General features: G+C 63.8%; 19 protein-coding genes. 15 read left to right on the top strand and 4 right to left on the bottom strand.

Translation table 11 applies throughout. The features are described from left to right. The first annotated feature begins 214 nt into the window (after positions 1–214). From UNPA324_RS08620 to UNPA324_RS08600, 5 genes are read left to right on the top strand one after another with little or no spacing between them, the layout of a single operon-like run. A complete protein-coding gene (locus tag UNPA324_RS08620; protein ID WP_128917400.1) occupies positions 215–1,804 on the top strand; it encodes an ABC transporter substrate-binding protein in 1,590 nt (529 codons plus the stop codon). Positions 1,805–1,864: 60 nt separating this feature from the next. Beyond that, the gene (locus tag UNPA324_RS08615; protein WP_141938761.1) at positions 1,865–2,788 is read left to right on the top strand and encodes an ABC transporter permease; all 924 of its coding nucleotides are present in this window, start codon (positions 1,865–1,867) and stop codon (positions 2,786–2,788) included. After that, entirely contained in the window at positions 2,785–3,606 is an 822-nt protein-coding gene (locus tag UNPA324_RS08610; RefSeq protein ID WP_141934415.1) for an ABC transporter permease, read from the top strand. The genes UNPA324_RS08615 and UNPA324_RS08610 overlap by 4 nt, the downstream gene beginning before the upstream one ends. Further along, positions 3,603–4,583, top strand: a complete 981-nt coding sequence (locus tag UNPA324_RS08605) for an ABC transporter ATP-binding protein (RefSeq protein WP_128917398.1) — start codon at positions 3,603–3,605, stop codon at positions 4,581–4,583. The genes UNPA324_RS08610 and UNPA324_RS08605 overlap by 4 nt, the downstream gene beginning before the upstream one ends. After that, positions 4,576–5,619 carry an ABC transporter ATP-binding protein gene (locus UNPA324_RS08600; RefSeq protein ID WP_141934414.1) on the top strand — a complete coding sequence of 348 codons (1,044 nt, stop codon included), beginning with the start codon at positions 4,576–4,578 and terminating at the stop codon, positions 5,617–5,619. The genes UNPA324_RS08605 and UNPA324_RS08600 overlap by 8 nt, the downstream gene beginning before the upstream one ends. A 182-nt stretch (positions 5,620–5,801) precedes the next feature. Here the strand turns inward: UNPA324_RS08600 and UNPA324_RS08595 are convergent, their stop codons facing one another. The 4 genes from UNPA324_RS08595 to UNPA324_RS08580 form a co-directional block, all read right to left on the bottom strand. Next, positions 5,802–6,827 (bottom strand): ABC transporter permease, encoded by a 1,026-nt coding sequence (locus UNPA324_RS08595; RefSeq protein ID WP_128917396.1) that lies wholly within the window; start codon positions 6,825–6,827, stop codon positions 5,802–5,804. Positions 6,828–6,838: 11 nt separating this feature from the next. Next, on the bottom strand, positions 6,839–8,341 hold the full coding sequence (locus UNPA324_RS08590) for a sugar ABC transporter ATP-binding protein (RefSeq protein ID WP_141934413.1): 1,503 nt from the start codon (positions 8,339–8,341) through the stop codon (positions 6,839–6,841). Positions 8,342–8,362: 21 nt separating this feature from the next. Next, positions 8,363–9,385 (bottom strand): sugar ABC transporter substrate-binding protein, encoded by a 1,023-nt coding sequence (locus UNPA324_RS08585; RefSeq protein WP_141934412.1) that lies wholly within the window; start codon positions 9,383–9,385, stop codon positions 8,363–8,365. Between the two features lie 141 nt (positions 9,386–9,526). Continuing rightward, positions 9,527–9,931, bottom strand: a complete 405-nt coding sequence (locus tag UNPA324_RS08580) for a globin (RefSeq protein WP_141934411.1) — start codon at positions 9,929–9,931, stop codon at positions 9,527–9,529. A 480-nt stretch (positions 9,932–10,411) separates the two neighbouring features. Between UNPA324_RS08580 and UNPA324_RS08575 the strand changes: the two genes are divergently transcribed. The 10 genes from UNPA324_RS08575 to UNPA324_RS08530 all read left to right on the top strand — a co-directional run bounded on the left by UNPA324_RS08575 (position 10,412) and on the right by UNPA324_RS08530 (position 21,242). Continuing rightward, on the top strand, positions 10,412–10,786 hold the full coding sequence (locus UNPA324_RS08575; RefSeq protein WP_141934410.1) for a DUF2946 domain-containing protein: 375 nt from the start codon (positions 10,412–10,414) through the stop codon (positions 10,784–10,786). 95 nt (positions 10,787–10,881) lie between these two features. After that, positions 10,882–13,281: a TonB-dependent receptor family protein gene (locus UNPA324_RS08570; RefSeq protein ID WP_141934409.1), complete on the top strand. Its 2,400-nt coding sequence runs from the start codon at positions 10,882–10,884 to the stop codon at positions 13,279–13,281. A 26-nt stretch (positions 13,282–13,307) separates the two neighbouring features. Then, positions 13,308–14,519: a sialidase family protein gene (locus tag UNPA324_RS08565; protein ID WP_141934408.1), complete on the top strand. Its 1,212-nt coding sequence runs from the start codon at positions 13,308–13,310 to the stop codon at positions 14,517–14,519. After that, positions 14,516–15,013: a TlpA family protein disulfide reductase gene (locus tag UNPA324_RS08560; protein ID WP_128917390.1), complete on the top strand. Its 498-nt coding sequence runs from the start codon at positions 14,516–14,518 to the stop codon at positions 15,011–15,013. Before UNPA324_RS08565 ends, UNPA324_RS08560 begins: the two co-directional genes overlap by 4 nt. A gap of 27 nt (positions 15,014–15,040) precedes the next feature. Further along, on the top strand, positions 15,041–15,577 hold the full coding sequence (locus UNPA324_RS08555; RefSeq protein WP_128917389.1) for a copper chaperone PCu(A)C: 537 nt from the start codon (positions 15,041–15,043) through the stop codon (positions 15,575–15,577). Positions 15,578–15,606: 29 nt separating this feature from the next. Beyond that, a complete protein-coding gene (locus tag UNPA324_RS08550) occupies positions 15,607–16,137 on the top strand; it encodes a YcnI family copper-binding membrane protein (protein ID WP_141934407.1) in 531 nt (176 codons plus the stop codon). Next, complete coding sequence (locus UNPA324_RS08545) at positions 16,137–17,699, top strand: copper resistance CopC/CopD family protein (RefSeq protein WP_141934406.1); 1,563 nt, start codon at positions 16,137–16,139, stop codon at positions 17,697–17,699. The genes UNPA324_RS08550 and UNPA324_RS08545 overlap by 1 nt, the downstream gene beginning before the upstream one ends. Before the next feature lie 143 nt (positions 17,700–17,842). Continuing rightward, positions 17,843–19,162 carry a proline--tRNA ligase gene (gene proS / locus UNPA324_RS08540; RefSeq protein ID WP_141934405.1) on the top strand — a complete coding sequence of 440 codons (1,320 nt, stop codon included), beginning with the start codon at positions 17,843–17,845 and terminating at the stop codon, positions 19,160–19,162. A gap of 90 nt (positions 19,163–19,252) precedes the next feature. Continuing rightward, a complete protein-coding gene (locus UNPA324_RS08535) occupies positions 19,253–20,533 on the top strand; it encodes a lipoprotein-releasing ABC transporter permease subunit (RefSeq protein ID WP_141934404.1) in 1,281 nt (426 codons plus the stop codon). Between the two features lie 7 nt (positions 20,534–20,540). Beyond that, positions 20,541–21,242, top strand: coding sequence for an ABC transporter ATP-binding protein (locus UNPA324_RS08530; RefSeq protein ID WP_181769335.1), 702 nt, complete (start codon positions 20,541–20,543; stop codon positions 21,240–21,242). The last annotated feature ends 1 nt before the right edge of the window (position 21,243 follow it).

Genomic DNA, 21,243 nt, shown 5'->3' with positions numbered 1-21,243 from the left:
CGAAAAATGTTCACCGTTCCTGGTTTGCTCGACGACGCACCGCGTCAATCGGCCGCTTGCATCGCTGGCGGATGCAACCTGACGCCCGGGGGACTCATCGAAGAGCTGCCTTCCGGAACTGACATTGGCCTCCCTCAAAAACGAAGCTTGCATTCAACAGCCTGCGGATGATCAAATCTCTGATCGGAATACACCTGCGTTGTTTGGGGGACTCATGATGTTCAGGATGATTGCGATCGTCGCGGGGGTGGGGCTGGCGCTCGCCGGCACGGCGGAGGCCCAGACGCCGCGCAAGGGCGGAACCATCCGCATGACGGCGCCCTATGGCTCGAGCTTCACGAGCCTTGACATTCACACCACGCAGCGCGCTCAGGACGAGATCTACGCCAAGGCGCTGCATCGCTCGCTCTACATCTGGAATTCCGCCGAAGGCAAACCGGTTCTGGAACTCGCCAAGGAGGACGTGGTCTCGGGCGGCGGCCTAGTTCACACCTTCAAGCTGCGCGACGACGCCTATTTTCACAATGGCCGCAAGATGACGGCCGACGATATCATCTGGTCCTATAACCGCATCATGGACGGCGCCAAGGCCTATCCCGGCGCGCGGTATGTTCGAGTCATCGAGGGCGCGGCCGCGGTCGAGAAGGGCCAGGCCAAGGAAATCTCCGGCCTGAGGAAGATCGACGATCTCACCATTGAGATGAAGCTGACCGAGAAGGTCGATCCGGGCTTCTACTTCTTCACCGCGCTGACCTCGATCTACCCGGCCGACGAAGGCGCCAAGGAGAGCTACATCCAGCATCCGATCGGTCTCGGGCCGTTCAAATTCGTCGAGCACGTGCCGGGATCGCGCATCGTGCTGGAGCGGTGGGACCGGTTCTACAAGCCCGGCAAGCCCTACGCCGACAAGGTCATCGTGTCGATCATGGCCGAAGCCGCGGCGCGCGATGTCGCCTTCCGGAACAAGGAAATCGACACCTCGGTGCTGGGACCCGCGCAATACGTCGCCTACCAGTCCGACGCCGCCCTCAAGGGCACCATCGTCGAAGTCGCCGAGGTCTTCACGCGCTACATGGGCATGAATCCGTCGTTCAAGCCGTTCTCCGACAAGCGCGTGAGGCAGGCGATCAACTACGCGATCGACACCGATCTGATCATCAACAAGCTGGTCAAGGGCAAGGCCTATCGCGCCACCAGCTGGCTGCCGCTGACCTCGCCGGCCTACGACAAGGCCATGAAGCCCTACCCCTACGATCCCGCCAAGGCCAAGCAGCTGCTGACCGAAGCCGGCTATCCCTCCGGCTTCGAATTCGAATGGACCACCAGCCCGAATGAAAGCTGGGGCCTGCCGATCGTCTCGGCCGTCATCCCGATGCTGGACAAGGTCGGCATCAAGGCCAAGGTCAAGCAGGTCGAGACCGCGGTGCTGGCGGAGGTGGTTCGCACTGGCGACTATCAGGCCTTCATCTATTCCCAGGCGAGCGGCCCGGATCCGCTGTCTGCCCTCAAATGCTTCCACTCGTCGACGCCGCAACCGGCCTGCAATTACATGAACTTCAGGAATGCCGATTTCGACAAGATCGTCGATCAGGCAGGGCAGGTCGACGACGGCGCAAAGCGCGCCGAATTGCTGCAAAAGGCCAATGCGCTGCTCTATGAGGAGGCGCCGGTCTGGTTCTTCAACTACAACAAGGCGGTCATGGCCGTGCAGCCGTGGCTCAAGGGGATTCAGCTGAACGCGACGGAGCTGACCCACCAGAACGTCGAAGACCTCTGGGTCGACGAGACCTCGCCCGCGAAGTGACCTGCGCTCTCGCGCTCCCTGCATCGCCACAAACGATGCAGGGAGAGAGGAACGGTGCCGATGCTCTCCTTCCTGATCCGTCGATTGCTGCAAACCGTCCCGACCGTGCTCGCCGTCGTGCTGCTGGTCTTCGTGCTGTTCAGCGTCGTTCCCGGCAGCATCGTCTCCTCCATGAGCGACGACAGCGATCCGCAGGTCGAGCTGCGCATGAAGAAGCAGCTCGGTCTCGATGAGCCCCTCTATGTGCGTTTCGGCGCCTACATTGCCAAGCTGGCGACCGGTGATTTCGGCACCTCGTTCCGGACGCGCGAGCCTGTCACGACCATGATCGCCAAGCGGGCATGGCCGACGCTGCAATTGATCTTCGCGGCCATGGCGTTTGCGATTCTGATCGGCGTGCCGCTCGGCTTCATCGCGGCCCTGCGACCCGGCGGCATCGTCGACACGATTGCAATGGTCGTGGCGGTGTCGGGCCTGTCCATCGCTAAGTTCTGGCTCGGACTCGTTCTAATGTATCTGTTTGCCTTGAAACTGGGCTGGCTGCCGAGTTTCGGCTATGGCGACGGCGGATTGAAACACCTGCTGCTGCCGGCCGTCACGCTCGGCGTCTCGCCGATGGCGCTGTTTGCCCGGACGACGCGCGCCGCGGTCCTGGAGATCATGACGGCTGATTTCGTCCGTACTGCGCGCTCCAAGGGCATGAGCGAGACCCGTGTCGTGAAGTGGCATGTGATGCGTAACGCGCTCGTCATCATCCTCACGACCATCGGCCTGCAATTCGGTGGGCTGATGGGGCAGGCGGTCGTGGTCGAGAAACTGTTCTCATGGCCGGGCATCGGCTCGCTGCTGGTCGACAGCGTCCTGCAGCGCGACATTCCAGCCGTCCAGGGCTCCATTCTCGTGGTTGTACTCGCCTTTCTCGCGATCAATCTACTGGTCGACGTGCTCTACGGCGTGATCGATCCCAGGATCAGATACGCATGAAACTCCGCCCCAATCTCGTCATCGGTGGAGTGTTGTTCGCGCTGGCGATCCTGGTCGGCCTGCTCGCGCCCTGGCTGGCGCACTCCGATCCCGTCATGGACGCCAACCTCATGAACGCGGAAGAGCCTCCGAGCTGGACCTGGTGGTTCGGCACCGACGACCAGGGCCGCGACATCTATTCCCGCGTCGTGTACGGCGCGCGGGTCTCGCTGACGGTCGGTATCATCTCGCAGCTCATCAACAGCGTCATCGGCGTGGCCTTAGGGCTCAGCGCCGGCTATTTTGGCGGCTGGTGGGACGATTTCGTCAACGCCCTGACCAATCTCATGCTCGCTATCCCTTCGCTGATCTTCGCGCTGGCCATCATGGCGGTCCTCGGCCCCGGCCTGACCAGCCTGTTGATCGCACTCGGGCTGACCAACTGGTCCTTCACGTGCCGGATCGCGCGGGCCTCGGCGCTGTCGCTGAGGAGCCAGGGCTATGTGCAGGCGGCGACCGTGCTCGGCTACGGCGATCTGCGCATCATGATCACGCAGCTGCTGCCGAACATGCTGGGGCCACTCATCGTCATCGGCACGCTCGGCATGGGCAGCGCGGTCTTGTCTGAAGCCGCATTGTCGTTCCTCGGCCTCGGCGTCCGTCCGCCCTTTCCAAGCTGGGGCAGCATGCTGTCGGACGCCCGCGAGCAGATCACGACGGCGCCGTGGCTCTCGGTTTTTCCGGGCCTTGCCATCTTCCTGACGGTGCTCGGCCTCAATCTGCTCGGCGACGGCCTGCGCGACATTCTCGATCCCCACTCGCGGAGCCGGCGCACATGACGGGCACGCCGCTGATCGAAGTCAGGGATTTGCGCATCGATCTCGATGACGGATCGAGCCGCATCGCAGCCGCCGAGGGCATTTCATTCCGCATCGACCGCGGCGAGACATTCGGCCTCGTCGGCGAATCCGGCTGCGGCAAGAGCATCACGGCGCTAGCCTTGATCGGCCTGTTGCGGCCGCCCTTGTCGATCGGCGGCGGCGTCATCCGGTTCGAGGGGCGGGAAATCCAGCGTCTTTCGGCAGCCAGACAGCGGGAGCTGCGCGGCAATCGGATCGCCATGATCTTCCAGGAGCCGATGACGGCGCTGAACCCGGTCTCGCCGGTGGGCCGGCAGATCGCCGAGATGTTCGTGCTGCACAAGGGCAAGAGCTGGCGGGACGCCAACCGGCTGGCGGTCGAGGCGCTGGCAAGCGTCCGCGTTCCCGCGCCGGAGCGACGCGTGAAGGATTACCCGCACCAGCTGTCCGGCGGCATGCGTCAACGCGTGATGATCGCCATCGCGCTCGCGTGTGGTCCGGATCTGCTGATCGCCGACGAGCCGACCACTGCGCTCGACGTGACCGTGCAAGCTGAGATCATCGAGCTGATGCGGAATTTGTGCGCCGAGCGCGGCACGGCCATCCTCATGATCAGCCACGATCTCGGCCTCGTCGCCAATGTGTGCCGCCGCGTTGCCGTGATGTATGCCGGTCGGATTGTCGAGGAACGCGGTTCGGCCGATATCTTCCGCGCGCCCTCGCACCCCTACACGCAAGGCCTGGTCGACTCGCTGCCGCGACTCGGCAGCCGCGCCGCGCTCGGCCGCGCCAGGCTCAAGGAGATCGCAGGCGTCGTCCCGGCCATCACCAGCTTTCCTGATGGCTGCCGGTTCAATCCGCGCTGCGCGCAAGCGACCGAGATTTGCCGGACGGTCGTACCGAAGACGGACTTGCTGGAGGGGGGCGGTCTGGTGAGGTGTCATCACCATGCATGAGCCGCGAAACAGGCTGGGTGAGCGGAGGCCGGACGACGATCTCATTCTCAGCGTTAGGGATCTCGCGGTGCATTTTCCCCTTGGAGGCGGCCTGCTGGGCCGCGGCCGGCGGCTGCTCCGAGCGGTGGACGGGGTCGACCTCGAACTGAAACGCGGCGAATGCCTCGGCCTCGTTGGCGAATCCGGCTCGGGCAAGTCGACGGTCGCATTGTCGATCCTTGGCCTGCTGACGCCGACGCGCGGCCGCATCGTGCTGGACGGGCAGGTCGTCACGAGCAGGCAATCCGGCGATCGTAAATCATTGGCCCGCACCGTGCAGATGGTGTTTCAGGACCCTTACGCCTCGCTCAATCCACGCCAGACCGTGCGCCGCACGCTGGAGGATCCTCTGCGCGTGCACGGCGTGACCGCGAAAAGCGAGATCGAGGACCGCGTCGCCACCATGCTGCGGCATGTCGGCCTGCGGCCCGAACAGGCCGGCCGCTACCCGCACGAGTTCTCGGGCGGCCAGCGCCAGCGTATCGGCATCGCCCGCGCCCTGATCCTCAATCCCAAGATCGTCATCTGTGACGAGCCGGTCTCGGCGCTCGACGTCTCGATCCGCGCCCAGATCATCAATCTGCTGCTGGAACTGAAGGAGACGCTCGGTCTGTCCTACATCATGATCAGCCACGATCTCGGCGTCGTCGAGCACATGAGCGACCGCGTCGCCGTGATGTATCTCGGCCGCATCGTCGAGAACGGCGACTGGCGGGAGATCTTCGAGCGCCCCGCACACCCCTATACGCAGGCCCTGATCGCCGCCATCCCGGATCCCCTGCATCACGCGCCGCTGGCGACCACAGGCGGCGACCTTCCCAACCCGCTCAATCCGCCCAACGGCTGCGCCTTCAGCCCGCGCTGCCGCCATGCGGAAGCGGCGTGTCGGCACGAGCCGGGGCCGTCGCTGGAGACGCGGCCCGATGGACATGCGGTGCGGTGCTGGCGGGCGGATGAGATCGGTGCAGCGAGCGCCACTCTATCCCCGTCACCCTGAGGTGGCCGCACCTTCAGCGGCCCTCGAAGGGCGACGGCCCGGCTGGCAGCTCGGCCGTTCATCCTTCGAGGCTGCGCATGCGATGCTTGTCGCATCGCAGGCTCTGCACCTCAGGATGACGGGTCATTGCCCTCCTGCTCACTGTACATGGGCTGTTTTCGCAGTTTTGTTCGGAAGGTCATCTACTCTGCCGCCTTTTCCCTTAAGCGCTGCGCATAGACGTTGATGACGAGCGCCGCCAGCAGGATCAGCCCGCGGATCAGGATCTTCAGGAAGCTGTCGATGTTGACGTGGTCGAGGCCGTTATTGAGGACGCCGAGAACGAAAAGCCCGACGATGGTATTGCCGATGCCGCCGCGGCCGCCGAACAGGCTGGTGCCGCCGACCACGACGGCGGCGATGGAGTCGAGCAGGTAAGTGTCGAACTCGTTCTGCTGCGCGCTGCCGAAATGGGCGACGCCGAGCATGCCGCCGATGCCGGAGCAGACGGCGGAGATCACCATCACCGCACCTAAGATGAGCTTGACGTTGAGGCCGGAATATTCGGCCGCCTCGCGGTTGCCCCCGACCATGTAGACATAGCGGCCGAAGCGCGTGTAGGTCAGCACGAGGTGCCCGCCGAGCAGCATGATGGCGGCGACGATGACGATCCAGGGAATGCCGCCAATCGATCCCGAGCCGAGTGTCGTGATGAGGCTCGGCACCTTGTAGGCGATCTGGCCGCGCACCAGCAGCGCGGAGATGCCGGCGGCGATCTGCATCATCGCCAAGGTCATGATGAAGGAGGGGATGCCGATCAATGTCAGCCCCAGCGCATTGACGAGGCCGAGCAGGGCGCAGAGCAGGATCGACAGCAGAATCGCGACCGCGCCGGGCAGGGGGATGTTGGCGATGTTGACGTAGGATTCCTGCAGCGTGAAATAGGCGACCGCAATGCCGGTGACGTTGGCGATGCTGGCGATGGAGAGATCGATCTCGGCGCAGAGGATCACGAAAGTGAGCCCGACCGCGATGATGCCCGTGACCGACACCTGCGTCAGGATGTTGCCGAGATTGTCGAGCGTCGCGAAGGAGGGGCTGGCAAAGGCGAAGAAGGCGGACAGGAAGATCAGGGTGAGGAACGGCGCGATGTTGCGCATCTGCGAGCGCAGGAAGGGCGTGAGCCCGCGTGCCCGCTGCTCCGCCGCCAAGGCCGTCTCGCTGCTCATGTGCTTCTCCGTCACGCCGCTTCCAGCAGGCGGTCCTTGCTGATCGGCTCGTTCTTGAATTCCCGCACCAATGCGCCGCGCTTGAGGACGAGGATGCGGTCGGCCAGCGACAGCACCGTTTCCGGCTCGGTCGACAGCACGATGATCGCGAGCCCTCTTGTGCGGAGATTGCGGACGATGTTGATGACGTCGTTCTTGGCGCCGACATCCATGCCGCGGGTCGGCTCGCACAGCACCAGCAGTTTTGGCGGATAGGTCAGCCACTTTGCCAGCGCAACCTTCTGCTGGTTGCCGCCCGAGAGCATGCCGAGGTCGAGACCGACCACCGGCGGCCGGATCTGGAGCTGCTCGACCTGACGCTTGGCGATGTCGCGCTCCTGCGCCGACTTGAGCAGCAGGGACGAGATGCGATCGAGAATGCTGATCGAGATGTTCTTGTAGACCGGCTCCTGGTGAAACAGCATGTCGCGCCGGCTCTCCGGCACCAGCGCCACGCCGGCGCGCCGCGCTGCCGCCGTGCTGGCGAAGGTCTTTGGCGTGCCCTCGACGACAAGCGCGCCGGTGTCCGGCTTCAGCTTGCCGAACAGGATGCGCGACAGTTCCTGCTGGCCGCAGCCCATGAAGCCATAGATGCCGAGCACCTCGCCGGCGCGCGCCTCGAAGGAGATGTCCTTCAGACTGCGGGACAGCGAGAGCTGATCGACCTTGAGAACGATTTGGCTGTCGCTTGGCCGCGGCAGCATCAAATCGTCGGTATAGCTGTGCTCGAGCGCCTCGCCGCCGCGGCCGATCATGGCCTCGATCAGTGCGCCCTTGCTGGTTGCCGCGCTCGCGGTCTCCGCGACTTTCCGTCCGTTGCGGAACACGGTCACCGTGTCCGACACGCGCAGGATGTCCTCGATGAAATGCGAGATGAAGACGATGCTGGTGCCTTGCTCGCGCAGGCGACGGAGTGTCGCGAACAGCCGCTCGACTTCGGGCGGGGAGAGGGCGGAGGTCGGCTCGTCCAGGATGACGATGCGGGCGCCGGAGAACAGCACGCGCGCGATCTCGATCAGCTGCTGCAGCCCGATGGGGAGGTCGCCCAGCCGGGTCATCGGATCGACGTCGATGCCGAAGCGGGAGAGCTGCTCGCCGGCCTCGCGAGCCATGCGCCGCCATTGTACGAGGCCGAGGCGGTTGGTCGGCTGGTTGCCGAGGAAGACATTCTCGGCGACCGTGAGGTCGGGCGCGACGGAGAGCTCCTGGTGCACCATGGCGATGCCGGCTGCATGCGCATCGCGGGTGGAGCGGAAACGCGTCTCCGCCCCGTCGATCAGGAAGTGGCCGGAGAATTCGGTGTGCACGCCGGCGATGATCTTCATCAGCGTGCTTTTTCCGGCGCCGTTCTCGCCGACGAGACCGTGGATCTCGCCGGGATGAAGCGCGAAGTCGACACCACGAAGTGCTTCGACGCCGCCGAAGCTCTTCGTGATGCCCTGCAGTTCAAGGATGGGCGAACGACCCTCTGACATGAACGTTCAGATCTTGGAGGCTCAGATCAGAAAGTGATCCTGCATCCACTGCATCCCGGCGGCGTTGGCCTTGGTCACGACCGGGCCGTCGGTGACGACGTTCTTGGGAATGCCCTGTCCGCTCTTCTCGCCGCCGACCACGGCGGAAACGCCCGCGATGATCGCGCCGCCGTGGATGCGGCAGGAGGGATTACGCACGGTCGCGAACATGCGGCCTTCGCTTACCGCCTGGATCGCCGGCGGCATGGCATCGACGCCGCCGATCAGGATGTTGGTGCGGCCGCGCGCCTTCATGATGTTGGCGGCGGCAAGCGCCATGTCGTCATTGTGGAAGAATGCAGCATCGATCTGGGGATACTTCGTGAGGTACGTTTCCCAGAGTCGGGCGGTTTTCGACACGTCCCAGTCGGCGGGCTGGGTATCGAGCACCTCGATGCCGGGAAATTGCTTCACTACGTTGTTGAAGCCCTTGGCGCGCCCTTGCGCCCCGGTATGGCCGAGCGCGCCCTGCGTCATGATGATCTTGCCCTTGCCGCCCATCGCGTTGCAGAGCGCCTGGGTTACGGAGGCCCCCATGAACTCGTTGTCGGGGGCGAGGAAGGAATGGACGTTGATTTGATCGAGCGGCGCGATCAGCGTGTCCATGTCGATCACGGGCGTGCCGGCATCGATCATCTTCTGCACGGGCTGGGTGAGGGTGCCGATGCCGAAAGCCTGGATCGCGACGAAATCCCATTTCTGCGAGGCCATGTTGTCGATCGCCGCGCGCTGCTTCACCGCATCGAGCTGGCCGTCGAACCAGGTGACCTCGACATTGAACAGCTTGCCCCAGAATTCAGCCGCCTGCTTACCCTGCGCGCACCAGGTGGCCTGGAGGCCCGCATTGGAGAACGCTGCCTTCAGCGGCTTCTCGCTGCGCCCGACCTCGGCGGCCAATGCGGGGTTTATGCCCATGCTGCCGAGAAGGGCAGCTCCGGCGCCGGCGGTCGCTGCCGCCTGAAGAAGATCGCGCCTCGTCGTCGAGAAATCTTTCGTCCCGGACATCGCTCGCTCCCATATATCTTATCGTCGGCGCGTCATTGATTGCGCGACCGATGTCCGAAAGTGTCTCACAAGAGTAGGCGCCACTCAATCTGCAATCACTCGCTGCGATTGCGGCAACCCGAGTTGGTGCAGCGCAAAGCGTCAGGCCGTCGCGCCGGTGAATGCGTCGATGTCGGCGAGCAATCTGTCCCAGGCTTGCGCGATCTCGATGGACCATTCATCGCCGAGCAGATCGCGCAAGGCATCCCTGATGATGGCGAAGAACGCGACGAACAGCTCGCGCGGCGTGCCATAGCCATCGTGCGAGGCGACTTCGCAAGCGATCAGCCGGAAATGTCCGCGACGCTGACAGGCGAAATCGAGAATGGCCTCGATCGTCAGCGCGAGCATCGACCCCTTCACGAGATCGCGGCCGTCCGAGCGGAACATCGCCTCCGTTTCGGGATGTTCGTCAAACAGGCGCCGGTAGACGAGGGGCGTCAGATCCGGGCAGCGCGAGGCCGCCAGCTCGAAGCTGATTTCGATCGGATTGGGCAAGGCATTCATCGGCGCTTCAGCCTTGCGGACAAAAAAAGAGCGGGGCCCTGGCCCCGCTCAAAAATTGTGTCGACCCTATTATCCCCGATTCTAAGATTTGCTCTTGATTGACGGGGCGACGCTGCATTTTGCGCGTCAGGGGCTCCTCCCGAGACTTGGACCACCAGACTTCGACCTCGCGGCCAGCCTGAGCAAGGGGATGCTAGATCAACTTTTCTCACTTGTCATCATTTTCGGCAACGAATGTTCAAAATTCGATCAGCAGACGAAATGATCGAGCGTCGATGCTCGCAAGTATATGACAAATAAAAGAAATCTTTGGGTGGACCGGGCGTTTGACCCTGCCTCAAATGCCCAAAGCCGATGCCGTGCTGGGCTACCGTGGCCCCGGTTCTGCCAAATTTGCGCTGGGTCAAGAAGGCGGCGGAACTGATCTCGACTTGGGCTTGGTGCGGTGTTTAGTTAGTAGACGAACGAACGGTTCGGCGGATGCGCTCACGGCTACAAAAATTCCTGCCTCTGGTCCTGCTCGCCCTGGCGATGCAGGTGCTGGCGCCGATTGCCGCCTGCTGGGCGACCGGCCTCGCCATTGCCGATCCCCTGTCTGCCGGTGTCATCTGCCACAGTGCGAGCGAGCAGGGCGGCCTGAACGATCAGAGCGGCGCGCCAACCGGGCATGCGGGCGCCTGCGCCCTGTGCTGCCTGGCCCAGGCCAATGCGTCGCTCGATTCGCCGACGCCCGCGGCATTCTCGATTCCCATCCGCCATGCCGAGCGGGTGGTGTGGCATCCGGCGGATGGATTCGCCATCGCCGCTCCCAAGGGCTCGAGCGCCCAGGCGCGCGCCCCGCCTCAATTTTCCTGACGTAGCGACAAACCGAACCATTGGCGCGCGCCGTTGCTGTGCCGATGGCGTGCTCAATGGACCGGCCGACGTGCCGGCTGTCAGGAATCTAGGAAATGTTACGCATTCGTGCAATCGGAAGCGCGGGCTTGCCCGTGCTTGCCGGACTGCTGTCCCCGATCGGTTCAGACGCGCTGGCCCAGGCTGCCTCGGAAGCGCTTCCCGCAGTGACGGTCGAGGCGCCGCAGACGTCCCGTCCCAAACCAATCATCCGGCCATCGCGACTGCGCTCCGCTTCGACTGCTCGCATGGCGAAGCCCGTCGCGCAGAACGCGATCGATGGCGCCGGGGGGCAAAACAACACGAGAAGCGCCGGCGAAGTGAGGGCCGGCCTCATTCAGTCGCCGGCCGGACAGACCGCGACCACCATCGATCGCAGCCAGTTCGACAACCGTCCGGCGTTCTCGGTCAGCGACGTCCTGCGGGACAGTCCGGGCATTTCGATCAAGCAGGGCAACGGTCCCCGCGACTTCGGCATCTCGATTCGGGGCTCCAACGCCCGCAACGGTTTCGCCATCCGCAATCTCGTGATCTTCGAGGACGGCTTCCCGGTGACGCAGCCGGACGGCCTGTCGCGCAGCGACCTGATCGATCCCCATGCCTATGGCGCGATCGATGTGATCCGGGGGCCTTCCTCGGCGCTCTACGGCAATTATGCGACTGGCGGCGCGCTCAATTTCCGGACGCGGCCGGGCGGCACGATCGACGGCGTCGAATATGGCGTGGATGGCGGCAGCTACGGCTACCTCAACAACTACCTGGCGGCCGGCAAGAAGGTCGGGAATTTCGAGGGCTCGCTGTTCGCCAGCGACACAAGGGGCGACGGCTATATCGGCAATAGCTGGTTCAACACCCAGACCGTCAACTTCCTCGGCACGCTCAAGGCGACGCCGGACGATCGCTTCACGGTCAAGATCATCAACAACGACCTCAGCGCGCGGCTGCCGCTGCGCCAGTCGCTGAACCAATACTATCAGAACCCGTTCCAGCAGGGCTGCGCGACCGGTGCGACGGCGGTCGCCGGCTGTCCCACCGTGTCTCTTTTCAACAACGGCTTCAACGGTGGCAAGGATACCGAGACGGCGACGCAAGCAGGTCTCGGGCGCAACGACCGGCGAACCATCGTCGGCGGACGCTGGGAGCATGATTTCGACAACACGATGACTTGGCGAAACCAGTTCGTGTTCGACGACAGGAACATCAGCCAGCCCACCGGCACGACCAGCGCGATCGGCGATTTCCCTTCGTACAATTATATGAGTGATCTCACTAAGCGCGGAGAGATTCTTGGCCTGGAGTCCACCGCGTTCTTTGGTGCCTTCTACAATACCCTGACGGCGTCGAGCGATACGCGAAACGTGATGCCGGGAGGTCGCGCGACGCTCGGCAGGCTGTCGAGCAACCTCTACAGCGAAACGACTAATTTTGGTGTTCGTGCCAGGGAAGAGCTCAAGCTTACGTCGGCACTAACGGCCGTTGCAGGCATCGGTTGGGAGACAACCTTACTCAGGGGCATCAATACGGCCTATTCGTACGCCGGCCCCGCCGGCATCACGACGACGACGCCGACGACCGCGGACCGGCAATTTCAAAATACTGCACCAGAGTTGGCGCTGCTCTACAATCTCAACAACGAATGGCTGTTCCGCGGACGCGTTGCCACGGGCTATGGCACGCCGCAGGTCTCGAACCTCTTTGTCGCTCAGACGGGATTGTCGGGCAATAATACCCAGCTCCAAGCCCAGAAGAATCTGGGTTACGATCTTGGTTTTGATTGGACACCGAACAGCGCGCTCAAACTCAGCGCGACTGGCTTTTACGAATTTTTCCGCGACGAACTCGTATCGCAGGCAACACCTGCGGGGTCACCCAACGCGACCTATATGTTCAACGCGCCGCGGTCGGAACATCGCGGCATCGAGCTTGCCGCCGATTGGAAGTTCTATCCGGGCTGGCGGTTCATGGCGGCGTACACCTATCTTGACGAGGTCTACACCGAGTACGTCGAGAACATCACCAATGGCGCCGTGTTCAGCTTCAACCGTGCCGGCAACAAGATCCCCGGCATCTCGCCCAACGAGTTGACGGCCCGAATTGGCTACGACGAGTTCACCGGGCCGCTGACAGGCCTCGGAGGTTTCGTCGAGGTCCAATGGAAGGACTCCTTCTACATGGACAATGCAAATCTGCTGAAGGCGCCGGGCTATGAACTGGTCAACGTGAATGTTCACTACAAGACCGACCTGGTCTCCGACACCTTCAGATCCCTGAACTTGTTTCTCGAAGTCAGGAACGTGTTCGACCGGACCTATGTCGCCTCGGCCAACAACATCGCCAATACGGTCACCGGGGCCGGCCTTCAAAATCCTGCGAGCCTGCTCGCAAACACAACGGGATCGATCTATGCGGGCTCGCCGCGCACATTTGTTGCGGGTATGAAGGTGGCATTCAAATGATCCGGGCTCTCGAAGGGAGGCGGGCCGTGATCCGAACTGGCCTGCTCGCGATCGTCGCTCTCGCAGCCGCGCAAGGCGCGGCGCTCACGCAGATGCGTGCCCCGCCTGCCTCTGAAGCCGCGTGCGAGGAGCCGACGCTGCGCTGTGCGACCAAGGCGACGCCCGCCTTCGGTCCGGACGGGACGCTGTGGCTGGTCTGGATGGCGGGAGGGCAGGTCTCGGTCGCAAGTTCGCAGGACGCGGGCCGCAGTTTTTCGGCGCCCACCCAGGTCACGACGAAGCGACTGAACCTCGATTGGGGGCCGGATGCGCGGCCGAAGATCGTGGTCGACCGCAAGGGCGGCATCGCGCTGGCATTCTCGACGTTCAGGGACGAGGCTTTCAACGGAGAGGTGCTCTACACGCGCTCGTCCGACGGCGGGAAGAGCTTTGCCGAGCTGAAGCCCATCACCGCCAACAACGAGAGCCAGCGGTTCGAGGCGCTGGCGCTCGATCAGGATGGAACGGTCTTTGCGGCCTGGCTCGACAAGCGCAATCGCGTCCCTGCGAAAGAGGCGGGGCGGAAATACGAGGGCGCAGCGCTGTTCTTTGCCGCCTCGCGCGATGGCGGCGCCACCTACGCGGAGGCCGCAATCGCGCGTGATGGCACCTGCGAGTGCTGCCGATTGGGATTGACGTTCGCGGCGCCCGGGCGGCCGGCCGTGATCTTCAGGAACATTTTTGACGGCGGCGTGCGCGATCATGCAGTGATAACCTTCACTGATATTGCAACGCCGGGTGAAATCCACCGGGTCGGCACCGACGATTGGCAGATCAACGCCTGCCCGCATCACGGGCCGAGCCTCACAATTGCGCCGAACGGGACCTATCATGTGGTCTGGTACACGAACGGAAAGGCGCGAAAGGGATTGTTCTACGCGCACTCCCGCGACGAAGGCCGCACCTTCTCTGCACCTCTGCCGCTGGGGCAACCGGGCCGCAGCCCGACGCGGCCCTTCGTGCTTGCAGGTCCTGCGGGAACGGTCATGGTCTGGAAGGAGTTCGACGGCGAGAAGACCTCGGTCCAGATGACGATCTCCCGCGATGATGGCGAAACGTGGTCACCGCCGAAGACGATATCGAGCACGAGCGACACCTCCGATCACCCCTTGCTGGTCTCCAACGGCAAGCGGACCTACCTGTCGTGGATGACGAAGGCGGACGGCTATCGGTTGACAGCCATCGAGGACCAGCCATGAGATTTCGATTTGCATCCATTGCCGGTCTTGTCGCTCTGATCGCATCGGCGGACGCGCTCGGCGCATCTCCCGCGCTGAAGCCGTTCGAACGCGGCACCTGGCAAGCCGTCATCAAGGGGCATGCCGGCCGCCCCGTGCTCGTGCATTTCTGGGGCGTGACCTGCGGCCCCTGCAAGGTTGAGCTGCCGCTGCTCGGGCAGTTTGCCAAAGATCATCCTGACGTCGACGTCGTCACGGTCAGCGCCGATCTCGTGCCGAACCTGCCGGGGGCAACGCAAGCGATGCTCGACAAGGCGGGTCTGTCGTCGACCGAGAACTTCATCTTCAACGACGGCTTCGTCGAGCGCTTGCGGTTCGAGATCGATCCGGCCTGGCAGGGCGACATTCCCAGGACCATGCTCATCTCCCGGGAAGGGACCATCACGACGATCGAAGGCTCGGCCGAAATTACCGATCTCGAAAAGTGGTCGGCGCAACAACTCTCCAAACGCTGAACTTCAGTCTGCAAAGGGAATACCGATATGAAGACAATCTCGAAAAACGTGTTGTTCGCTGCGTTCGCTCTCGCGATCTCGGCGGCACCGGCGGTCGCCGACGACGTCAAGGCCGGCGATCTCGTCATCTCGCAGGCGTGGAGCCGTGCGACCCCGGGCGGCGCAAAGGTCGCCGGCGGCTATCTCGTCATCGAGAACAAGGGGACGGCGCCGGACAGGCTCGTCGGCGTGTCCGCCGATATCGCCGGCAAGGCCGAGATCCACGAAATGGCAATGGATAACGGCGTGATGAAGATGCGCCCGCTCGACAAGGGGCTGGTGGTCGATCCCGGCAAGACGGTGAAGCTCGCGCCAGGCGGCAATCATTTGATGCTCCAGGAGCTGAAAGGCCCGTTCAAGCAGGGCGACAAGGTGCCGGTGACGCTGCAATTCGAGAAGGCCGGCAAGGTCGCCGTCTCCCTCGACGTTCAGGGCGTCGGCGCCCAGGCCCCCGGCGATGCCGGGCATTCCGGTCACATGGACATGAAGAAGATGCCGGATCATTCGGGAATGAAAATGCAATGAGGCTGATCTGGACTCTCGAAAGGCCTGATATGTCGAAGCGATCCCGCCTGTTCCTAATTGCCGCGCTCGCCGCCTCGCCAGCGGCGGCGCACGTGTCCCTCGAGACCAAGCAAGCCACGGTCGGCACGTCCTACAAGGCCGTGTTCACCGTTCCGCACGGTTGCGCGGGCTCGCCAACGGTGAAGATCCGCGTGCAGATCCCGGAAGGGGTGATTGCGGTGAAGCCGATGCCGAAGGCGGGCTGGAATGTCGATGTCGTCGAGGGCAAATATGCCGGAGAATACGACTATCATGGCAACAAGCTCTCCTCCGGCGTCAAGGAGGTGGCCTGGTCGGGCGGCAAGCTGCCGGACAAAAACTATGACGAGTTCGTCATGCACACGGTCCTGACCGATACGCTCAAGCCGAACACGATCTTGTACTTCCCGGTCGTCCAGGAATGCGAGACCGGCATCAGCCGCTGGATCGAAATCCCGGCCGAAGGGGCAGGGCATTCGCATGAGGGCAAGTCCGAGGGCAAGTCGACGGCGCCGGGTGTGAAGCTGTTGCCAAAACCCTGATGCGCCTCCTCGCCGCGCTCGCGACGCTCCTCCTCGCTGCCGGCTTTGCGGGCGCGGCGTGGGCGCATGCGGCCCTTGTCTCGGTCGAGCCGGGGAGCGGGAGCATGCTGGCGACCGCACCCAAGGCGGTGGAGCTGCGCTTCAACGAGCCGGTGACGCCGGGCGCGATCCTGCTGATCGACGGTGCGGGCAGGGCGCGGGACGATGCGCGTGTCAGTGCATCGGGCGAGACGATTTCGGTCGCGATGCCGGCGGATCTGCCTGAGGGGACCGCGGTTGTCAGCTATCGCGTGATCTCGCAGGACGGCCATCCCGTCACCGGATCGGTGATCTTCTCGATCGGCATGCCGACGGCAACGAAGGCTCCGGCCGCCGCGGACGGCGGGTTGAGCGCGTTGATCTGGCTGGCGCGAGTCGGCCTCTATATCGGGCTGTTCGTTGGCGTTGGCGGCGTGCTCTTCGCGCGCTGGATTGCGTGGTCGACGACCGGCATGGCCGTCCCGCGTACGGCGCTCGCCCTCGGTCTTCTGAGCGCGACGGTGTCCGTCGGCGCCTTGGGCCTCGATCTGCTCGGGCTGCCCCTGGCCGCTCTCGCGACGGCTGGTCCCTGGAAGGTCGCATTTGCGACCAGTGCAGGCCCTGCCTTGCTGGTTGCCTTCGCGGCGATGCTGTTCGCGTTGATGGCGCTGGGTAGCGCATGGTACGCGCGCGCTCTTGCGATGATCGCATTCATCGGTGTCGGTTTGTCGCTCGCCATGACCGGGCACGCCGCGACGGCACCGCCCGAGGTGTTGATGCGGCCGGCGATCTTTCTCCATGGCCTCGGTGTTGCCTTCTGGATCGGCGCGCTGGCCCCGCTCGTCGCCCTGGTGTCGAAGCCGACGGCTGCAACGATACCCATCGTGAGCCGCTTTTCCCGCATCGCCATGCCGGCGGTCGGAGTTCTGGCATTGACTGGCCTTGGACTCGCGATCGTTCAACTCGAAAAGCCGGCCGCGCTGATCGAGACCCGCTACGGCCTCATTCTCCTGGTCAAGCTCGTGCTGGTCCTTGTGCTGCTGGCGCTTGCGGCGCTCAATCGCTTTCGACTGACCCCGGCGCTTGCCGAAACGCGCAAGGCTGCGCCCGCCTTCACGCGCTCGATCCTGCTCGAAAGTATTGTTGCGCTCGCCGTTCTGGCCGTGGTCGCCGGCTGGCGCTTCACGCCGCCGCCGCGGACATTGGTTCCCGAGACGCCTTTGGCGATCCACATCCACAGCGACAAGGCGATGTTCCAGGTCCTGGTGTCGCCCGGCAAGCCCGGGGCCAATGATTTCGTGCTCCAGCTCATGACCGGTGAGGGGACGTTCCTGGCAGCCAAGGAGGCGACGTTGACGCTGAGCCTGCCCGAGCGCGGGATCGAGCCGATGGAGTGGAAGGCCTCGCTCGGGCCGGACGGCTATTGGCATGTGCGCAAGGTCGAACTTCCCTTTGCCGGCCGCTGGCACGTGCGGATCGATGCGCTGGTGACCGACTTCGAGCAAATCACACTCGAGGATGAACTCGACGTCGCGGTGCCGTAAGGTGCAGCTCGCGCTGAACCTGAAGTCCGACGGAAAAATGACAGGAATTCCGCTGCTTAGCGGCTTTTCCTCATTCCCGGTCTTGTATTTTCGCTCTCAATCCGGTTTCACTGCAGGCGATCACTGATTCCCAGAGTGTTGCCATGCGGTTGTCGCGGTTCTTTCTGCCCATCCTGAAGGAAAATCCGAAAGAGGCGGAGATCGTCTCGCATCGGCTGATGCTGCGAGCCGGCATGATCCGGCAGGAGGCGGCCGGCATCTATGCCTGGCTGCCGCTCGGCTTCCGCGTGCTGAAGAAGATCGAGCAGATCGTGCGCGAGGAGCAGGATCGCTCCGGCGCGATCGAGGTCTTGATGCCGACGCTGCAGCTGGCTGACCTCTGGCGCGAGAGCGGCCGTTACGACGCCTATGGCCCGGAGATGCTGCGCATCGCCGACCGCCACAAGCGTGAGCTGTTGTACGGGCCGACCAACGAGGAAATGATCACCGAGATCTTCCGCGCCTATGTGAAGTCCTACAAGAACCTCCCGCTGAATCTCTATCATATCCAATGGAAATTCCGCGATGAGCAGCGTCCGCGTTTCGGCGTGATGCGCGGCCGCGAGTTCCTGATGAAGGACGCCTATTCGTTCGACCTCAACGAGGCCGCTGCGCGCGTCGCCTACAACAAGATGTTCGTGGCTTACCTGCGCACGTTTGCGCGGATGGGGCTGAAGGCGATCCCGATGCGCGCCGAGACCGGCCCGATCGGCGGTGACCTCAGCCACGAATTCATCGTGCTGGCTGAGACCGGGGAATCCGGCGTCTTCATCAATCGCGACGTGCTGGACCTGCCGGTGCCCGGCGAGGACGTGGATTATCGGAGCGACCTGACGTCGATCATCAAGCAGTGGACCTCGCTGTACGCTGCGACCGAGGACGTCCACGATTCCGCGCGCTTCGAGCAGGAAGTGCCCGCGGACAAGCGGGTGAACACCCGCGGCATCGAGGTCGGGCAGATCTTCTATTTCGGCACCAAATATTCCGAGCCGATGAAGGCGCTGGTGGCTGGCCCCGATGGCGTCGACGTGCCGATCCATGGCGGCTCCTATGGCGTCGGCGTCTCGCGCCTGCTGGGTGCCATCATCGAGGCCTGCCATGACGATGCCGGCATCAAATGGCCGGAAGCAGTGGCGCCGTTCCGCGTGTCGATTCTCAACCTCAAGCAGGGCGATGCGGCCGTCGATGCGGCCTGCGAGAAGCTCTATGCCGAGCTCACGGCCAAGGGCGTCGACGTGCTCTATGACGACACCGACCAGCGCGCCGGCGCCAAATTCGCCGCCGCCGACCTGATCGGTATCCCCTGGCAGATCATGATCGGACCGAAGGGGCTCGCCGACGGCAAGGTCGAGATCAAGCGGCGAAGTGACGGCTCCCGCGAGACCATGTCGCCTGCGGACGCGGTCGCAAGACTTGTGGGCTGATAAGGCTGGTCGGCTGAATATTGTTCATCGCGCGATATCGCGGCCGCCAATCCGGCCACAATTGACCCCGAATCATGGGATTATCGAGCGATGGATGAGACCATGACCGAAACCGTGCAAACCGCGCCTTTTGCGCCATTCGAATGGATGCTGTCGGCGCGCTATTTGCGGGCGCGCCGCAAGGAGGGATTCATCTCGGTCATCGCCGGGTTCTCCTTTCTCGGCATCATGCTGGGCGTGGCGACGCTGATCATCGTCATGGCCGTGATGAACGGCTTCCGCAAAGAGCTGCTCGACAAGATCCTCGGGCTCAACGGCCACATCCTGGTGCAGCCGCTGGAATCGCCACTGACCGACTGGAAGGATGTCGCTGACCGCCTCAGCCAGGTCGACGGCATCCGGCTGGCCGCGCCGGTGGTGGACGGCCAGGCGCTGGCGTCCTCGCCCTGGAATGCCTCCGGCGTCCTGGTGCGCGGCATCCGCTCCGACGACCTCAACAACCTCACCTCGATCGCCAAGAACATCAAGCAGGGCTCGCTCGAAGGCTTCGACGAAGGGCAGGGCGTGGCGATCGGCCGGCGCCTCGCCGACCAGCTCTCGCTGCATGCCGGCGACAGCATCACGCTGGTGGCGCCGAAGGGCGCGGTCACCCCGATGGGCACGACGCCGCGCATCAAGCCGTACAAGATCGTCGCGGTGTTCGAGATCGGCATGTCCGAATACGATCTCGGCTTCGTGTTCATGCCGCTTGCGGAAGCGCAGGCCTATTTCAACCGCAGCAACGACGTCACCTCGATCGAGGTGTTCACCACCAATCCCGACAGGATCGACGCCTTCCGCAAGGCGGTGACGGAGGCCGCGGGACGTCCGGTCTTCCTGGTCGATTGGCGGCAGCGCAACTCGACCTTCTTCAACGCGCTCCAGGTCGAGCGCAACGTGATGTTCCTGATCCTGACCATGATCGTGCTGGTCGCGGCGCTGAACATCGTGTCCGGCCTGATCATGCTGGTGAAGGACAAGGGCAGCGATATCGCGATCCTGCGCACGATGGGCGCCTCGCAGGGATCGATCATGCGGGTCTTCCTGATCACGGGCGCCTCGATCGGCGTGGTCGGGACGCTGGTCGGCTTCTTCGTCGGCCTCGTGATCTGCCTCAACATCGAATCGATCAGGCAATTCCTGTCCTGGCTGACCTCTACCGAGCTGTTCTCGCCGGAGCTCTACTTCCTGTCGAAGCTGCCCGCCGAGATCGACATCGGCGAGACCACTGCCGTCGTCGTCATGGCGCTGACGCTGTCGTTCCTGGCGACGCTGTATCCGTCGTGGCGCGCCGCGCGCCTCGATCCCGTCGAAGCGCTCCGGTACGAGTGAGGGGCTGATGGAGCAGCAGGGGGCTGACGATGTACCGGTCATTTATCTCCACGAGATAAAGCGGCAGTATTTGCAGGGCGAGGTGCCGCTGACGATCTTGGACGGCGCCAAGCTGGCGCTATGGGCCGGCCAATCGGTCGCGCTGGTTGCGCCGTCCGGCTCGGGCAAGTCGACGCTGCTGCACATTGCGGGGCTGCTCGAGGCGCCGGATTCCGGTGAGGTCTATGTCAACGGCGCGCCGACCTCGCAGCTGCCCGACATCGAGCGCACCCAGCTGCGCCGCACCGATATCGGCTTCGTCTACCAGTCGCACCGGCTATTGCCGGAGTTCTCCGCGCTCGAGAACGTCATGCTGCCGCAGATGATCCGCGGCCTGAAGAAGTCCGAGAGCGTTACGCGCGCCAAGGAGATCCTCGGCTATCTCGGCCTCGGCGATCGCATCACGCATCGCCCCGCCGAGCTGTCAGGCGGCGAGCAGCAGCGCGTGGCGATCGCCCGCGCGGTGGCCAATGCGCCGCGGGTGCTGTTCGCGGACGAGCCGACCGGCAACCTCGATCCGCACACGGCCGATCACGTGTTCCAGGCCCTGATGCAGCTGGTCAAGGCGACCAAGGTGTCGATGCTGATCGCGACCCACAACATGGAGCTCGCCGGCCGCATGGACCGGCGGGTGTCGCTGTCGAACGGCCAGGTGGTCGAGCTCGACTAAG

This window comes from Bradyrhizobium sp. UNPA324 (genome assembly GCF_006658635.1).
GTDB lineage: Bacteria > Pseudomonadota > Alphaproteobacteria > Rhizobiales > Xanthobacteraceae > Bradyrhizobium > Bradyrhizobium nanningense.
This window is presented reverse-complemented; position numbering and strand designations above follow the sequence as displayed.

Excerpts from the sequence above, each read along its gene's own strand:
- UNPA324_RS08620 (WP_128917400.1), top strand. The coding sequence starts at position 215 with ATGATGTTCAGGATGATTGCGATCGTCGCGGGGGTGGGGCTGGCGCTC.
- UNPA324_RS08615 (WP_141938761.1), top strand. The coding sequence starts at position 1,865 with ATGCTCTCCTTCCTGATCCGTCGATTGCTGCAAACCGTCCCGACCGTG.
- UNPA324_RS08610 (WP_141934415.1), top strand. The coding sequence starts at position 2,785 with ATGAAACTCCGCCCCAATCTCGTCATCGGTGGAGTGTTGTTCGCGCTG.
- UNPA324_RS08605 (WP_128917398.1), top strand. The coding sequence starts at position 3,603 with ATGACGGGCACGCCGCTGATCGAAGTCAGGGATTTGCGCATCGATCTC.
- UNPA324_RS08600 (WP_141934414.1), top strand. The coding sequence starts at position 4,576 with ATGCATGAGCCGCGAAACAGGCTGGGTGAGCGGAGGCCGGACGACGAT.
- UNPA324_RS08595 (WP_128917396.1), bottom strand. The coding sequence starts at position 6,827 with ATGAGCAGCGAGACGGCCTTGGCGGCGGAGCAGCGGGCACGCGGGCTC.
- UNPA324_RS08590 (WP_141934413.1), bottom strand. The coding sequence starts at position 8,341 with ATGTCAGAGGGTCGTTCGCCCATCCTTGAACTGCAGGGCATCACGAAG.
- UNPA324_RS08585 (WP_141934412.1), bottom strand. The coding sequence starts at position 9,385 with ATGTCCGGGACGAAAGATTTCTCGACGACGAGGCGCGATCTTCTTCAG.
- UNPA324_RS08580 (WP_141934411.1), bottom strand. The coding sequence starts at position 9,931 with ATGAATGCCTTGCCCAATCCGATCGAAATCAGCTTCGAGCTGGCGGCC.
- UNPA324_RS08575 (WP_141934410.1), top strand. The coding sequence starts at position 10,412 with ATGCGCTCACGGCTACAAAAATTCCTGCCTCTGGTCCTGCTCGCCCTG.
- UNPA324_RS08570 (WP_141934409.1), top strand. The coding sequence starts at position 10,882 with ATGTTACGCATTCGTGCAATCGGAAGCGCGGGCTTGCCCGTGCTTGCC.
- UNPA324_RS08560 (WP_128917390.1), top strand. The coding sequence starts at position 14,516 with ATGAGATTTCGATTTGCATCCATTGCCGGTCTTGTCGCTCTGATCGCA.
- UNPA324_RS08555 (WP_128917389.1), top strand. The coding sequence starts at position 15,041 with ATGAAGACAATCTCGAAAAACGTGTTGTTCGCTGCGTTCGCTCTCGCG.
- UNPA324_RS08550 (WP_141934407.1), top strand. The coding sequence starts at position 15,607 with ATGTCGAAGCGATCCCGCCTGTTCCTAATTGCCGCGCTCGCCGCCTCG.
- UNPA324_RS08545 (WP_141934406.1), top strand. The coding sequence starts at position 16,137 with ATGCGCCTCCTCGCCGCGCTCGCGACGCTCCTCCTCGCTGCCGGCTTT.
- proS (WP_141934405.1), top strand. The coding sequence starts at position 17,843 with ATGCGGTTGTCGCGGTTCTTTCTGCCCATCCTGAAGGAAAATCCGAAA.
- UNPA324_RS08535 (WP_141934404.1), top strand. The coding sequence starts at position 19,253 with ATGGATGAGACCATGACCGAAACCGTGCAAACCGCGCCTTTTGCGCCA.
- UNPA324_RS08530 (WP_181769335.1), top strand. The coding sequence starts at position 20,541 with ATGGAGCAGCAGGGGGCTGACGATGTACCGGTCATTTATCTCCACGAG.